Source organism: Geobacillus thermodenitrificans subsp. thermodenitrificans DSM 465, assembly GCF_000496575.1.
Taxonomy (GTDB): Bacteria; Bacillota; Bacilli; order Bacillales; family Anoxybacillaceae; genus Geobacillus; species Geobacillus thermodenitrificans.
The window spans coordinates 50,603-64,278 of sequence record NZ_AYKT01000008.1 but is presented as its reverse complement, the minus strand read 5'-3'; the positions used below and the strand labels follow the sequence as shown (position 1 = coordinate 64,278).

The following is a 13,676-nucleotide window of genomic DNA, read 5'->3' as shown; positions in this document are numbered from 1 at the left end:
TCCTGTTCTACACCACTTCTCATACGTAAAGGGTGCTTCTTTCCTTATAACCTTACGATCGTTCCCGTCTTCATCGATGTACGCCAAGCATCTAACACCTGCGCTTGTTTGATCATGCGCTCTGGAGAATACAACAGCAGTGTGCCTCCAAGAATACCGCGCGAGAAGTGCTCGATTTGCAGCGCGTATTGATCGCCTTCCCTTACATTTCCGTCATCGGTCACAACGGTGATTCTCCCCTCACCGCCATCGGTACTGTCAAACGTTTATCCTCCACACTAACATTTTTTCCTTGAGTTTTAACGATTGAAAGAAAAAAGTTCTCGATCCCTATTTTTTCGGCCATCATTGAGGTAGCCACATACTCAACAGCCAAAACAAAGGAGTGACAAGCTTGTTACCTCAATGATTAGCCTATTTGCTCGAAATAATCAAGACCCAATATCAAATCATTGTATACTTAATGGGTATGATATTTGGAAAATCCTTGAATCTTGAGGACTTGGACGAACCCGTCCAAAAGCCGTACCGGAAACTTCAGGTCGATGACCTTCCGATCATCGATGTGCCGAAAACGATCGACTTTCGAAAGCTTCTAACAGACTACGAGGCGCAGCACAGCCGTCCTTTGTAGCCCATTCAACGTCGCCCGAAGGCGAAACACGGTGTTCCTGATTCACTGATCTGCCATCGCTGCCAGGCTCCCTCCTCCTACCTGTACACCATCAATGGTAGAAAAGGGCAAAAACCATGCAAAGTGTGCCAGTGCCGGTTCAACCACCGAAATCGGTTCACCAAGCAAGTGGTCTTTCGTTGCCCGCACTGCAAAAAGACGTTGAAAAAAATCAAGGAATGTAAAGATTGCCCGTTTTACCAGGCCAACCTTCGACGGATGACGAACAAGAAACACCGATGTTTTCTCCAAGATCCACAATCCTTCAATGTGGGATATTGGTTTCGAGAATTCTTGTTTGACTTTCTCCCACTGACTTCCTTGCCGCCCATCAATCCGAAGGTCGATTTGTCCCGGATGGCTGTGTCACCGCACATGTTAGGACTCAGGCTGACGTATCATATCAACTTCGAGGATGTCCTCCCACATGACGGCAGCCGCCATGAAGGAGATCCATGGCAAGGTCGATCTCGAATTAGACGGTGCTTAACTATGCCAACAACGCCGCACTTTGAATCAAGTCCTTTGTGACCGGTTCCCGTATGAACAGGTCGCTTCGTTCTGTGGGGACGAGACGCATATTCGTGTGAAATGCCGTTGGCATGACCTGTTCTTTATATTCGACACGGTGAAAAAGATCGGACTGTCGTATCGCATCTCCACCCAGCCGAGACACGCTCTCGGCTATCAAGGCCATGGATGATGTCCTGCAGAAGCTGCCGTCCCTTCCCAGCGACTTGTCGTTCGTCGTGGATGGCAATCTCATTTACTGTCTGGCGCAGCAATTATTCGCCCAGCATGGGATCTCGTTCCATGTCCACCAAGTGATCGGGCTGACCAATGAGGATCCGGTGTTAGAAGAGTTTCGCCCTCTCAAGCCAATCATTGAGCGATTCAAACAGACCTTTAAAGACAACTACCGCCCGACTCATGGAGTTGTACGGAAGAAGGCTCCAGTGTCCTTTGTGACGCTGTTTGCGGCGTACTTCAACTTTCTGCGCCCAACACGGCGCGCTCGAAGTCTAGGTACCGGTCGTCATCCTGGAACTGACTGATCTTCCACATATGCCGACCCGCTAGACAAAGCTTATCGCCTTGGCTCAGAACTCTCTTCGAAACAAGGCAGCCTAACTTTTTTTGTCCTCCAGAACCTACTGAAGAGAAAACCTGATGGAGTCGGGAACCCTTGACCAACCGAACACCGCCAAAAGCAACATTCGGTAAGGGCAAGAGTGGCTTTTCGATTGTCTTCTTTTTTGTCCCCATCTCCCTTAGCGACTCTTTCGCTCCTTTGGCAAGTGTTGGTCAAGGGTGAATCCGGCCTTAGGCATCCCTAAGATGCTCAAGGGGATAGTATGTGTAGAGTTTTCATAAAACCTTTGACGCTACCCTTCCATCAACATACATTCGTTTAAACAATAGAGCATCGTGAAACGATTCAGACGCAACCGATGGGCTTCTTTCAAACTACGCTCTACTAACAATGGATCGATACCGAGCTGTTGTGGAGCAACCGCCCCGCCTACTTTCTCTACCATTGCCCGAATACGCTCTGGGGAGGGCAACGATTCAAGCAGCTCCTGAATAGAGTCCGTATAGATTTTGAGCCGTTCCCATATGGTTTCGTCCATTGACTTTGGGCATTGCTTTAATTCGCTCAACAAAGGCCAAAAGACACGTTGGTAGTGCTCCACAATAATCGGAGTCGATACCCCCACTTTTGCTCCATGGAGCACCTGCCGTTTATTCTGACGTAAAAATTCCATTTCCCAATAGTGAGAAAGATGATGCTCGGCACCGGAAGCGGAGTACGATTGACCCATGAGTAACATGGCGATGCCCGACTGAAGAAGCGCATCCATTAATACATGAATCCCCTTTTCATTCCCCGCAGCAATATCCTCCATATGGTCGACACAAGCGTTCAGCGACTGTATCGTCAGCTGATAAACAAGCGGGCAATACGGCTCGTTCGCCATCCAATGGGCAAACTGCCAGTCGGCCAATGACGTATACTTTGCCACCATGTCACCGAATCCAGCAGCGATCATCGCTTTAGGTGCTTGGCATAACACATCCGTATCGGCAAACACAGCAATCGGCGCCTGTGCTTGAATGGTCTTTTTCACCCCGCGAATGATGAGCGGAGCGCCCATGGACGTAAATCCATCGACCGATGGAGCAGTAGGAACCGAAATGAACGGAACTTTCATTTTGTAACTACTAAAACGAGTAATGTCATGAACCGTTCCCGCTCCTACGGCAATGAAAGCATCGACATCATTCGGCGTTTCTAGCAGCACTTGCATGATCGCACGCTCATCGGCGATGACATCTTCATTTTCATCTGACTGAATAAGGCACACTGTATAGAGAACCGATTCGTTTTTCAGTTTGTCGCACAATGATCGCCCTGCCGCCGTAAACGTGCGATTGTCAGCCACCACAACGACTTTCTTATACTGTTTGTATCGCAAATAAGCGGCCAACTGGTTAAACGCCTCATGGCTTACGACGATTTGTTCAATCGAAATATCATAATGATGATGCCCGCACTGACATTGCTTGGCTAATGAAACGATGTTGTCCAATGTTTGATTCATTGCATGATCTCCTTCCCTAAGCGGATGATGTCGCCAATCGAGCCCAACACATAATCGGGCCGTTCCTTGGCCCTCAATGCGTCAAGCTGACTCGGCTTTGTATTACCGGTCAACACGAGAGCGGTTCTCATCCCATGCATCCGCCCCATGCGAATATCTGACTCCACACTGTCACCAATGATAAGACAACGGTTAGGCGGCACTTGTAACTGACGTAAGGCCGCTTCAGCCATAAAGCAGGTTGGCTTTCCAAATACGAATTCCACCTTTCGCCCCGTCGCCGCTTCAATCGCCCCGACCATCCCCGCTACATCAATGGCATTCCCATGTTCATTAGGGAACGTTTTATCAATGTTGGTCGCCATGATACGCGCTCCATGAGAAACAGCGCGAAACGCTAAATTCAAGTCTTGATATGTCATTGTCTCATGCAGTGTAATAACAAGAAAGTCCGCTTCCTCCGGCACGGCTGCCAATCGAACTTGGTGAAGGCGCAACTCTTCGCGCAGCCCCTTATCCCCCAGCGTCCAAACTTGACAGAGCGGATAGTGTTCGCGCAAAAATTGTGCTGTGACCGTTGAGGATAAAATAATCTCCTCTTCTGTTACGGCCATCCCGAATCGTGTGAGCTGTTCATAGCACATGCGCCGTGACCAATTGCCGCGATTGCTGACGAACACGATGCGTTTTCCAAGAGAGCGGAGGTGGGCGATCGCCTCATCCGCATGCGGAATCAGCTGATTCCCTTTCCATATCGTCCCGTCCAAATCAATCAACACACCTTCAATTTCATCCGTCACCGGCATCCCCCTCTTCTTTGCCTTCGTATGTAAGTATGTAATATCTCTGTGAACTTTGCTCCCTTATAACCGTACAATATTTCCTGTCTCCATCGATGTGCGGCAAGCGTCAAGCGCCCGCGCCTGTTTGATCATTTGTTCCGACGAATACAACAGCGGTAAACCTTCAAGAATGCCGCGCGAAAAGTGTTCGATTTGCAACGTGTATTGATCACCTGGCACTGTTTCTTCTCTTATATTTCCATCGTCAGTCACAACCGTAATCCGCCCCTCACCTTCATTGACATCTGGACGGTACGCCCGCGAGACAACGATTTTTCCCTTTGTGCCAACCACTTCATATTCATTTTGTGGAAACATATCAAAACTGCACGTGAACTGGGCGAGAACACCGTTTTCCATCCTCATCCAACCATTCGTCGTTAAATCGACCGAACGGTGCGGATCAAAATAGGATTGAACGAATAATTCGATTGGTTCGGCGTCAAGGATGTGTCTTGTCGAGTGCACGCAATAGCAACCGACATCAAACAAGCTTCCCCCGCCAAGCTCATGGTTCATACGGATATTCGTTTCCCGGTCTTGCAAGTAAAAAGAGAAATGGGCACGCATATACTTGATGTCGCCAATCTCCCCAGCAGCTAAAAGCTGCTTCACTCGCTCATGCTGCGGATGAAACTGGTACATAAATGCTTCCATGAATAAAACACCGTTTTTCCCGCACGCCTCGATCATGCGTCGGACATCCTCTTCACATAAGGCAGCCGGTTTTTCGCAAAGCACATGTTTTTTCTTCTTTGCCGCTTTGATCGTCCATTCAGCGTGCAGGCTGTTCGGAAGCGGAATGTACACTGCGTCGATGTCCGGATCATCAAGCAGCTGTTCGTAGTTGTCATACGCCTTTGGAATGCCGAGCTCCCGCGCCACTTGGCTGGCTTTCCCGCTTTCGCTGGCGATCGCCACGACTTCAGCGTGATCCGCCCGGCGAATGGCCGGAATCATAGCGTCTTTGGCAATGGCGGCTGTACTCATAATACCAAAGCGGACTTTATGTTCCATGTTTCGTCTCTCCTTCCTGTTTGCAATGGGAGAGGCTGGCCCTCAGACCAGCCTTCATTTCCTTATCGTTTTCCTAAACGGATGACATTCCACGATAACTTCGGCAGCGTAGCCGACACTTTTCCAGCGGACATCTGGGCATTGCCGTTGCGGTGCGGAACAACCGGAGAAGATTGCGCTGAATTCGTTTGTTTCACGTTTTCATGTTCCAACACGATATGTTCAATGACGCGATAATCCTCAAAATTGCGGACATCGCATTCAAGCAATAACGAATCTTCCATATCACGGTTGACGGCGAAAATCGTTACTTCTTCTTTTTCTTCATTGTAAACCGCAATCGACTCTAAGTACGGCACATCCGTAAAGTCTTTGCTGTCGTATTTCGGGCTTGAAATGACTGGGTGCAGCGCCACCCCTCTGCCATAAACAGAGGCATGCATAAACGGATAGTAAATCGTTTGTTTCCATGCCGGGCCATTCTTTTCCGTCATGATTGGTGCAATGACATTCACTAATTGAGCCAAGCAGGCAATTTTCACCCGATCGGCATGTTTCATGAGCGTAATAAGCATGCAGCCGACAAGAAGCGCATCTTCAAAGTTATAAATATCCTCCAACAGAGGCGGCGCAACGGTCCACGGTTCAATTTGCTTATCCGCCTCATTTGAGTGATACCATACGTTCCATTCATCAAACGAAAGATGAATCGTCTTCTTGCTTCGTTTTTTCGCCTTCACATAATCAGCAATGGCCACAACCGAACGGATAAAATCATCCATTTCCAGCGACATCGCCAAATAATTCGCCGTGTCATTATCTCGATTTCCAAAGTATTGATGGAGGGAAATATAATCGACATGCTCATACGTATGATCAAGAACGATCGCTTCCCATTCCGCAAATGTTGGCATATTTCTACCTGAACTTCCGCACGCAACAAGTTCAATTGTCGGATCCACCCATTTCATCACTTTGGCCGCTTCACAAGCGATTCGTCCGTACTCAACGGCCGTCTTATGGCCGATTTGCCACGGACCGTCCATCTCATTGCCTAGACACCATGTTTTAATTTTATGCGGCTCTTTATAGCCGTGGGAAATGCGCAAATCGCTGTAATACGAGCCCGATGGATGGTTGCAGTATTCAACCAAGTTGCGTGCCGCATCAATGCCGCGCGTTCCTAAGTTGACGGCCATATTCACTTCGGCCCCGACCATCTTTGCCCAATCAACAAATTCATTCAACCCGATTTCATTGGTTTCCACCGACTTCCACGCCAAATCAAGACGCCGCGGCCGCTTTTCTTTCGGTCCGACTCCGTCTTCCCAGTTGTAACCGGACACAAAATTCCCGCCCGGATAACGGATAATCGGTACTTGTAACTCTTTCACCATTTCAATGACATCCTGCCGGAAGCCGTTTTCATCCGCTTGTGGATGACCCGGCTCATAAATCCCTCCGTATACCGCGCGGCCGAGATGTTCGATAAAAGAGCCATAAATCCGTTTGTCGATTTCAGCGATTTTGAAGTCTTTTTCGATGATCATTTGGGCTCTTTTCACACTCATAATTAATACATCCTTTCCATATGGTTTAAATCATTGCTATTAACCTTTCACTCCTCCTACCGTTAAACCAGAAATAAAGTAACGTTGGAAAAACATGAATAATACAATAATCGGGAGAATCGTTAACAAAGATCCAGAAATTAAAATATCGTAGTTATTACCATAAGGTGTTAACAACCCTGATAAGCCGATTGGTAACGTGAACATATCCTCTGTTCTCAGAATGACGGTCGGCCATAGAAAGCTATTCCAATAACCCATTGCCTGTAAAATAGCCATCGCTCCAAACGCAGGCTTCATTAACGGAACCATAATGCTGAAAAAAATTCTAAATTCGGAACATCCATCTATTCTAGCTGCATCAAGCAATTCCTTTGGCAATCCTAATGCGTATTGCCTAAAAAAGAAGATAGCAATAGGGGCTACCATGGTGGGGACAATAACCCCCCAGTATGTGTTAATCATTTTGAAGGACACCATCAATTTGTATAAAGGTAACATCAAAATTTCGATAGGAATCATCATTACAGTCAAAACAAGAATAAAAATTGCATTCCTACCCTTGAAATCGTACACTGCCAATGCATACCCAACCATAGAAGAAAAGAGTAAAGATAACACAGTTCCCACAGCGGTAATAATCAAACTATTTTTATACCAAGCCAGATATTTTGCCCCTTCCTGGAAAAGGTAGATATAGTTTTTAAATGACAGCAAATGTGCCTGTAATTTTAAATTTAAGCCATATCTGAGCAACTCCGTAGATGGCTTAAAGGATGCAAGTAATAAGGCAAAAAACGGAAAAAGTGCAACAATAGCTAAGAACAACAGTATTAATACAACTATCACCTTTGCGATCGGGTGGATTTTGGCCGTCTGCGTCAAACCTTACCCCTCCTTCTTGAAGGCGCCAGTAACCTTCAACTGAATGATATTAATAACAAACACGATGATCAGAAGCACGATCCCGATAGCAGAACCGAATCCCATGTCATTATTTATAAACCCTTCCCGATAAATGTAACCTACTAAAGTAAGTCCAATATCACCAGGAGACTGATTTTGCCAAAACACAAAACTTTCCTCGTACATTCTGAACCCGCCAAAAATACTAATCGTTAACACATAGATGACTACGGGTTTTAAAAGTGGAAGTGTAATATAAAAAAACTTCCTGAACATCCCAGCTCCGTCTATCTCTGCCGACTCATAGAGTTCTTTCGGAATACTTTGCAACCCCGAGAGAAAATACAAAATATTCACCCCTAGCCACTTCCAAGAAGCTAAAAATACCATTAAAAACATTCCTGTTCCCCAATGCATCGTCCACTGTTGGGCTGGCAGTCCTAGCAATTTCAATAGCGCATTCGCAGGCGCCGATTCCAACTCTCCAAAGATTAAGCGGAACACTACCCCGACTACAATGGTAGAAGTTAAGGCCGGTATGAAATAGGCAGAGCGAAAAAAATTACGTCCTGGTATAGCCTTAGAATTCAATATGACCGCTAGCACTAAAGGAAGTGGGATTAGAATAATTAGTGTCCAAATAGTGTAAATTGTTGTATTACGCAAAGCTGCATAAAAATGTGGATTGAGTAGTTTTTTATAATTTTCTACCCCAATAAACTTCGTTTCACCAGGTAATACTTCTTGAAAACTCATTATAATCGTCGAAATGGAAGGATAAAGGAAAAATATTAAAAAGGACAGGATAAACGGCGATACAAAAATATACGGAGCAACTTTTTGAGAAAAAATAATCCCATTTCCTTTTCGTTTCTGGGGTACTGCCTGTACTGAGTAGTCTAATTTATTTTCCACCGATAGTCCCCCCTTATTCCCAATGTTATACTCTTCCCAAGCCGGGAAACATTAAATGGCGAGGGAAGACTCAAAGCTATGGCGTCACTCGAATCTTCCCTCGAGAATCCAAACCACTTTTGCTTATTACTTTCTCATTTCATTTGCGACATTTTTCAAAGCTTGTTCCGGGGACATGCTCTTCTCTTTTAAAACCTTGTACAACACAGTTTGGACAACTAACTCATTCATTTTTGGAGTATTTTCGGTAACTGTCGGCGAATCGATCTCATCTTTCATGCTCATAAGAACATCGAAAATATAATCTCCAAAGTATTCTGTATATTTGTTTGGTTCTTTCAACGCAGGATCACTCCAAACATCCCAACGAATCGGGTCGAACCCAAGCTCTTTCCAAATTTGAATGTTGGCTTCCTTAGATAATTTAGCAAACGCTAAAAACTCCTTTGCAAGCTCTACATTCTTACATTGGTTAGTGATAGCGGTTCCAGTACCGCCCATACCTGCTGAACGTTTTCCATCTGCCGTCCATTTTGGCATTGGTTTAATCACTATCTTTCCTTTTAAGTCCGGCATGTAGTCCGTAAACCGCACCATGTACCACATCGGCATCACAACAGAGGCAGCTCCCCCTTTGTTCATAAACCCATAATATTCTTCTGCATGATGATCCCCACCCGGAGCAGCTATAGCAATTTTTTCATCTAACAGTTGTTTCAAAAATGTTAATGTTTTTATGTTGATATCGTTATCTAAAATTACATTCCCATCCTTATCGTAAAAATCAGACCCTTGTTGTACAACTAGAGGCCAGTAAGTCCATGGACCGTCTGTTTCAATTGTAATCATAGGCTTCCCTGTGGCGCTAACTACCTTCTTACCCGCCTCTTTAAAATCATCCCACGTAACGATTTCATCGGGATTTACCCCTGCTTTATCCAATAATTCTTTATTATAGTAAATGACGGTTGCACCTACGTGAAAATCAATTCCATAGTATTTTCCATCTTTAGAGTAGATGTCGAATCTCGATTGAATGGCTTTGTCTTTCACGGGGTCTATAATATCATTTAACTCTACTAACTGCGGCTTTCCTTTTAAATAGTTGGAGAAACGAGAGATCTCAATATCTACAATGTCCGGCGCTCCTACTCCGGATTGCAAAGATAAAAGCAGTTTGTTATGCATGTCATCATACGGATAAGTGGTAGTTTCGAGCTGAATCTTTTTGTCAGGGTGTGTTTTATTCCACTCATCAGCCATAAGCTCAAAAAACTCAGCATGTTGCTCTCCAAATGTCCATAATGTTAGTTTATTAGCACCATTTGTATCTTTACTTGATTGACCGGAATTGCTTGTGTCACTTGAACAACCAGCTAAAAACGCTGATACAGCCATAATGAATACTAGTAGTAATAAAGACAACTTCTTCATCGGTTTACCTCCCCCCTGATTTCGAACGCGGATCAATGACCCCTATCAGCAACAATTCTCTTGAAGACATGATTTCTACTTACTATATGTTGCCGCTATTGTTGAAAACGCTTTTAAAATTAACCACCCCTCCTCTGAAGTTTATTTCAAATCCTTTTTAAAGGATCCGAAAACAATTTGACCTTACAAATAAATATCCATTTCTGGTTGTATGATTTTTTGTACGTATAACTTTTAACTTAATTGTACCATTATGTCTATTTTTTTCAACCAAAAATTTAAAAAAGTCAGTAAATGTTTTTTTACGCCTCAAAATGGTGCTAAAACATGTCCATATAACTTCTCTCACATTGATTACTTTTATTAAACATTAGAGCTTACTTCCTCTATTGATCAGCAACTTTTTACATAACATTAGTTGTTAAAAAACAAAGACACGGGCTCTTCTTCCAACCCGTGTCCTTGATTTCGCGCTATATGAATTACGTGCTATTTAACCTTACCTCCCTCGCCAAAATACCTCATTCCACCTCAGTTCGTTTTTGAATGACGAGACGGAAGTATGTTCATTGATCACGACACATTCAATGCCGGTCATTTCCGCAAAGTCTTCCAGCTGTTCAGCCGTGACGGCAAACGAGAAGCATGTGTGATGAGCACCGCCGGCTAAAATCCATGCTTCAGCTGAATCACGCAACGACGGGCGCGGTTTCCATAAAATACGGGCAACCGGCAATTTCGGCATGTCGTATTCCGGTTTCACCGCATCGACTTCATTGACAATGAGACGGAAACGGTGCCCTAAGTCAATCAGCGAAGCATTGACCGCTGCGCCCTCACCGCCGTCAAACACGAGACGGGCTGGATCTTCTTTTCCACCAATCGAAAGCGGATGAACTTCGATGCGCGGTCGCGTTGCCGCGATCGTCGGGCATACTTCGAGCATATGAGCGCCAAGAATCATTTCGTTGCCCGGCTCAAAGTGGTACGTGTAGTCTTCCATGAACGATGTTCCTTTGCCATCCGCCATGACTTTCATCAACCGAACGAGAGCAGCCGTTTTCCAGTCGCCTTCGCCGCCAAATCCATATCCCTCTGCCATAAGCCGTTGAACCGCTAGTCCTGGAAGTTGCTTCATGCCGTGCAAATCTTCAAACGTCGTCGTAAAGGCAGTGAAGTTCCCGTCTTGCAAAAATGCTTTTAACCCAAGCTCAATCCGCGCCTGCTCACGGATCGACTCACGAACCGGTCCATCTTGACGGCCAGCAGGTACAATGTCATATAGTTCAGCATATTCATCAAGCAGTTCGTTGACGCTTTGTTCAGAAACATCGCGAATAGATTGCACCAAATCCCCAATGCCATAACCGTTGATCGACCAGCCGAATTGAATTTGCGCTCCCACTTTGTCCCCTTCCGTTACCGCCACTTCACGCATGTTATCGCCGAAACGCGCAACTTTAAGATGTCGGCTTTCCGCAAAGGCGACGGCCGTCCGCATCCATTTCGCCAGCCGCTCGCGGACTTCTGGGTCTTCCCAATGACCAACGACGACTTTCCGGGCAACTCCCATTCTCGCACCGATAAATCCGTATTCTCGGTCACCGTGAGCCGATTGGTTTAAGTTCATAAAGTCCATATCGATGCTGTCCCACGGAATATCACGGTTAAACTGAGTGTGAAGATGCAATAACGGTTTTCGCAACTCCAAAAGGCCGCCAATCCACATCTTCGCTGGCGAGAACGTATGCATCCATGTGACAACGCCGGCACATTGTTCGCTCGCATTCGCCTCAAGACAAATGTTGCGAATTTCTTCTGGGGTTGTGACGATCGGTTTGAAGACGAGCGGGAACGGAAACACCGAATCACGGTTCAACTCATTGACGATCGTTCTTGAATGTTCTTCAACTTGTTTTAACGCTTCTTCCCCGTATAAGTGCTGGCTTCCTGTCACAAACCAAAATTCATAAGGACGTAATGATAACATGATTGCCTCTCCCCATTCACGATAAAGTCATAGATTCTTTCGCCGCCCGCGCGGTCTCTTTCCAATGTTTGAGCCGTTTCATCACATCGTTTTCTCCGCGGCCAAAGTAGTCATGCAGTTTCGTATATTCTTGATACAGCTGTTCATAAATGGCGACATTCTCCGGAATCGGTTTGAACGTCTCTTCACGCACTTTCCCCATGTTTTGTGCTGCTTCAACGATCGACTCATATCCACCGTTTTCTTTGCCGGCCGCGACCGCCGCAAACATGGCAGCCCCCACTGCCGGGGTTTGCTTCGACGCCGCAATTTTAATCTCGCGGTTGGTCACATCGGCATAAATTTGCATGAGTAGCTTATTTTTTTGTGGCAATCCGCCGCATGCGTACAGTTCATCCACGTTGACACCGTTTTCAACAAAGGCATCGATAATTTTGCGTGTTCCAAAGGCCGTTGCTTCAAGCAATGCACGGTAAACCTCTTCTGGTTTCGTTAGCAGCGTATAGCCAATGATCAACCCGGTTAAATCGGTGTCGACCAATACCGAACGGTTCCCGTTCCACCAGTCTAAAGCGAGCAATCCGGTTTCCCCCGGCCGGTAAGCAGCAGCACGCTTTTCCAGCCACTCATGGACACTAACCCCTTCTTTTTCCGCCGCTTCTTTCACATAAGCCGGAACGCCTTGTTCAACATACCAAGCGAAAATGTCGCCCACCGCTGACTGCCCGGCTTCATAGCCGAAATATCCCGGAATGATGCCATCCTCGACAACCCCGCACATTCCTTCCACATACTTTTCTTCCGTACCAAGCAACATATGGCAGATCGATGTTCCCATCGCCATCACCAATTTGCCTGGCTCAACGACCCCGACACCCGGTACAGCCGCATGGGCATCAACATTTCCGACCGCAACGGCGGTTCCGGGAAGGAGCCCCATCATGGCAGCCATTTCCTTTGTTAACACTCCGGCTCTTGTGCCGAGTGGAACGATCGGACCACGCAGTTTCGTTTCTGTTAAATGTTCCAACCGCGGGTCAAGCGCCCGGAAAAACTCCTTACTTGGATAGCCGTCTTGTTTATGCCAAATCGATTTATAGCCGGCCGTACAGCTATTTCGCACCATTTGACCGGTCATTTTGAAGATTACCCAGTCGGTTGCCTCTAAAAAAAGATCGGTTTGATCGTAAATATCAGGCGCCTCGTTCAGAATCTGCCAAATTTTCGCAATCATCCATTCAGATGAAATCTTTCCACCGTAGCGCGGCAAAAATGCTTCGCCTCTTTTCGCCGCGATTTCATTGAGCAAGTTCGCTTCATCCTGGGCAGCATGATGTTTCCACAATTTCACCCAGCTGTGTGGACGATGCTTGAATTCGGGCTTCAGGCAAAGCGGCTCACCGGAAGCATCGACCGGCAGCATCGTGCAAGCGGTAAAATCAATACCAACCCCAATCACATCCGCCGGGTTGACCCCTGACTTTTGCAATACAGCCGGAACAGCAGTCGCCAACACTTCGATATAATCACCTGGGTGCTGTAGTGCCCAGTCTGGTTCTAATTGTACGTTCGATTCCGGCAATACTTCATCAATGACTCCGTGAGGATACGGAGTGACATGATCCGCAATTTCGTTTCCCTCTAGATCAACGAGAACTGCGCGCCCCGATTCCGTCCCATAGTCAATACCGATGACGTACTTTTTCCCCATCGCAGTCTCCCTCC

9 protein-coding genes and 2 pseudogenes are annotated in these 13,676 nt (G+C 46.2%); 1 reads left to right on the top strand and 10 read right to left on the bottom strand.

Annotated elements, in window-relative coordinates; all coding sequences use genetic code 11:
- Positions 1 to 44 precede the first annotated feature (44 nt).
- Positions 45 to 251: pseudogene (locus DSM465_RS0109620) on the bottom strand (Gfo/Idh/MocA family protein); the annotation flags it as partial.
- A 167-nt stretch (positions 252 to 418) separates the two neighbouring features.
- On the opposite strand from DSM465_RS0109620, the pseudogene DSM465_RS20365 reads away from it, so the two are divergent.
- Positions 419 to 1,753 (top strand): annotated as a pseudogene (locus DSM465_RS20365) (DDE-type integrase/transposase/recombinase).
- A 305-nt stretch (positions 1,754 to 2,058) separates the two neighbouring features.
- On the opposite strand, the gene DSM465_RS0109605 reads toward DSM465_RS20365, so the two are convergent.
- The 9 genes from DSM465_RS0109605 to DSM465_RS0109565 all read right to left on the bottom strand — a co-directional run bounded on the left by DSM465_RS0109605 (position 2,059) and on the right by DSM465_RS0109565 (position 13,662).
- The gene (locus DSM465_RS0109605; protein WP_029761241.1) at positions 2,059 to 3,276 is read right to left on the bottom strand and encodes a sn-glycerol-1-phosphate dehydrogenase; all 1,218 of its coding nucleotides are present in this window, start codon (positions 3,274 to 3,276) and stop codon (positions 2,059 to 2,061) included.
- The gene (locus DSM465_RS0109600) at positions 3,273 to 4,082 is read right to left on the bottom strand and encodes an HAD-IIA family hydrolase (protein WP_029761239.1); all 810 of its coding nucleotides are present in this window, start codon (positions 4,080 to 4,082) and stop codon (positions 3,273 to 3,275) included. Before DSM465_RS0109600 ends, DSM465_RS0109605 begins: the two co-directional genes overlap by 4 nt.
- A 57-nt stretch (positions 4,083 to 4,139) precedes the next feature.
- On the bottom strand, positions 4,140 to 5,135 hold the full coding sequence (locus DSM465_RS0109595) for a Gfo/Idh/MocA family protein (protein WP_029761237.1): 996 nt from the start codon (positions 5,133 to 5,135) through the stop codon (positions 4,140 to 4,142).
- A gap of 62 nt (positions 5,136 to 5,197) precedes the next feature.
- Positions 5,198 to 6,706 (bottom strand): arabinosylfuranosidase ArfA, encoded by a 1,509-nt coding sequence (gene arfA, locus DSM465_RS0109590; RefSeq protein WP_029761236.1) that lies wholly within the window; start codon positions 6,704 to 6,706, stop codon positions 5,198 to 5,200.
- Between the two features lie 39 nt (positions 6,707 to 6,745).
- The gene (locus DSM465_RS0109585) at positions 6,746 to 7,591 is read right to left on the bottom strand and encodes a carbohydrate ABC transporter permease (protein WP_008880047.1); all 846 of its coding nucleotides are present in this window, start codon (positions 7,589 to 7,591) and stop codon (positions 6,746 to 6,748) included.
- Between the two features lie 3 nt (positions 7,592 to 7,594).
- Positions 7,595 to 8,527, bottom strand: a complete 933-nt coding sequence (locus DSM465_RS0109580; protein WP_008880046.1) for a carbohydrate ABC transporter permease — start codon at positions 8,525 to 8,527, stop codon at positions 7,595 to 7,597.
- A gap of 126 nt (positions 8,528 to 8,653) precedes the next feature.
- On the bottom strand, positions 8,654 to 9,961 hold the full coding sequence (locus DSM465_RS0109575; protein WP_008880045.1) for an ABC transporter substrate-binding protein: 1,308 nt from the start codon (positions 9,959 to 9,961) through the stop codon (positions 8,654 to 8,656).
- Between the two features lie 499 nt (positions 9,962 to 10,460).
- The gene (gene araA / locus DSM465_RS0109570) at positions 10,461 to 11,951 is read right to left on the bottom strand and encodes an L-arabinose isomerase (RefSeq protein WP_008880044.1); all 1,491 of its coding nucleotides are present in this window, start codon (positions 11,949 to 11,951) and stop codon (positions 10,461 to 10,463) included.
- 16 nt (positions 11,952 to 11,967) lie between these two features.
- Complete coding sequence (locus tag DSM465_RS0109565) at positions 11,968 to 13,662, bottom strand: ribulokinase (protein ID WP_011887524.1); 1,695 nt, start codon at positions 13,660 to 13,662, stop codon at positions 11,968 to 11,970.
- Positions 13,663 to 13,676: the final 14 nt, after the last annotated feature.

What these genes read in the sequence shown, in the direction of transcription:
- DSM465_RS0109575 (WP_008880045.1), bottom strand. Translation starts at nt 9,961, where the DNA reads ATGAAGAAGTTGTCTTTATTACTACTAGTATTCATTATGGCTGTATCA.
- DSM465_RS0109565 (WP_011887524.1), bottom strand. Translation starts at nt 13,662, where the DNA reads ATGGGGAAAAAGTACGTCATCGGTATTGACTATGGGACGGAATCGGGG.
- DSM465_RS0109605 (WP_029761241.1), bottom strand. Translation starts at nt 3,276, where the DNA reads ATGAATCAAACATTGGACAACATCGTTTCATTAGCCAAGCAATGTCAG.
- DSM465_RS0109595 (WP_029761237.1), bottom strand. Translation starts at nt 5,135, where the DNA reads ATGGAACATAAAGTCCGCTTTGGTATTATGAGTACAGCCGCCATTGCC.
- DSM465_RS0109600 (WP_029761239.1), bottom strand. Translation starts at nt 4,082, where the DNA reads ATGCCGGTGACGGATGAAATTGAAGGTGTGTTGATTGATTTGGACGGG.
- araA (WP_008880044.1), bottom strand. Translation starts at nt 11,951, where the DNA reads ATGTTATCATTACGTCCTTATGAATTTTGGTTTGTGACAGGAAGCCAG.
- arfA (WP_029761236.1), bottom strand. Translation starts at nt 6,706, where the DNA reads ATGAGTGTGAAAAGAGCCCAAATGATCATCGAAAAAGACTTCAAAATC.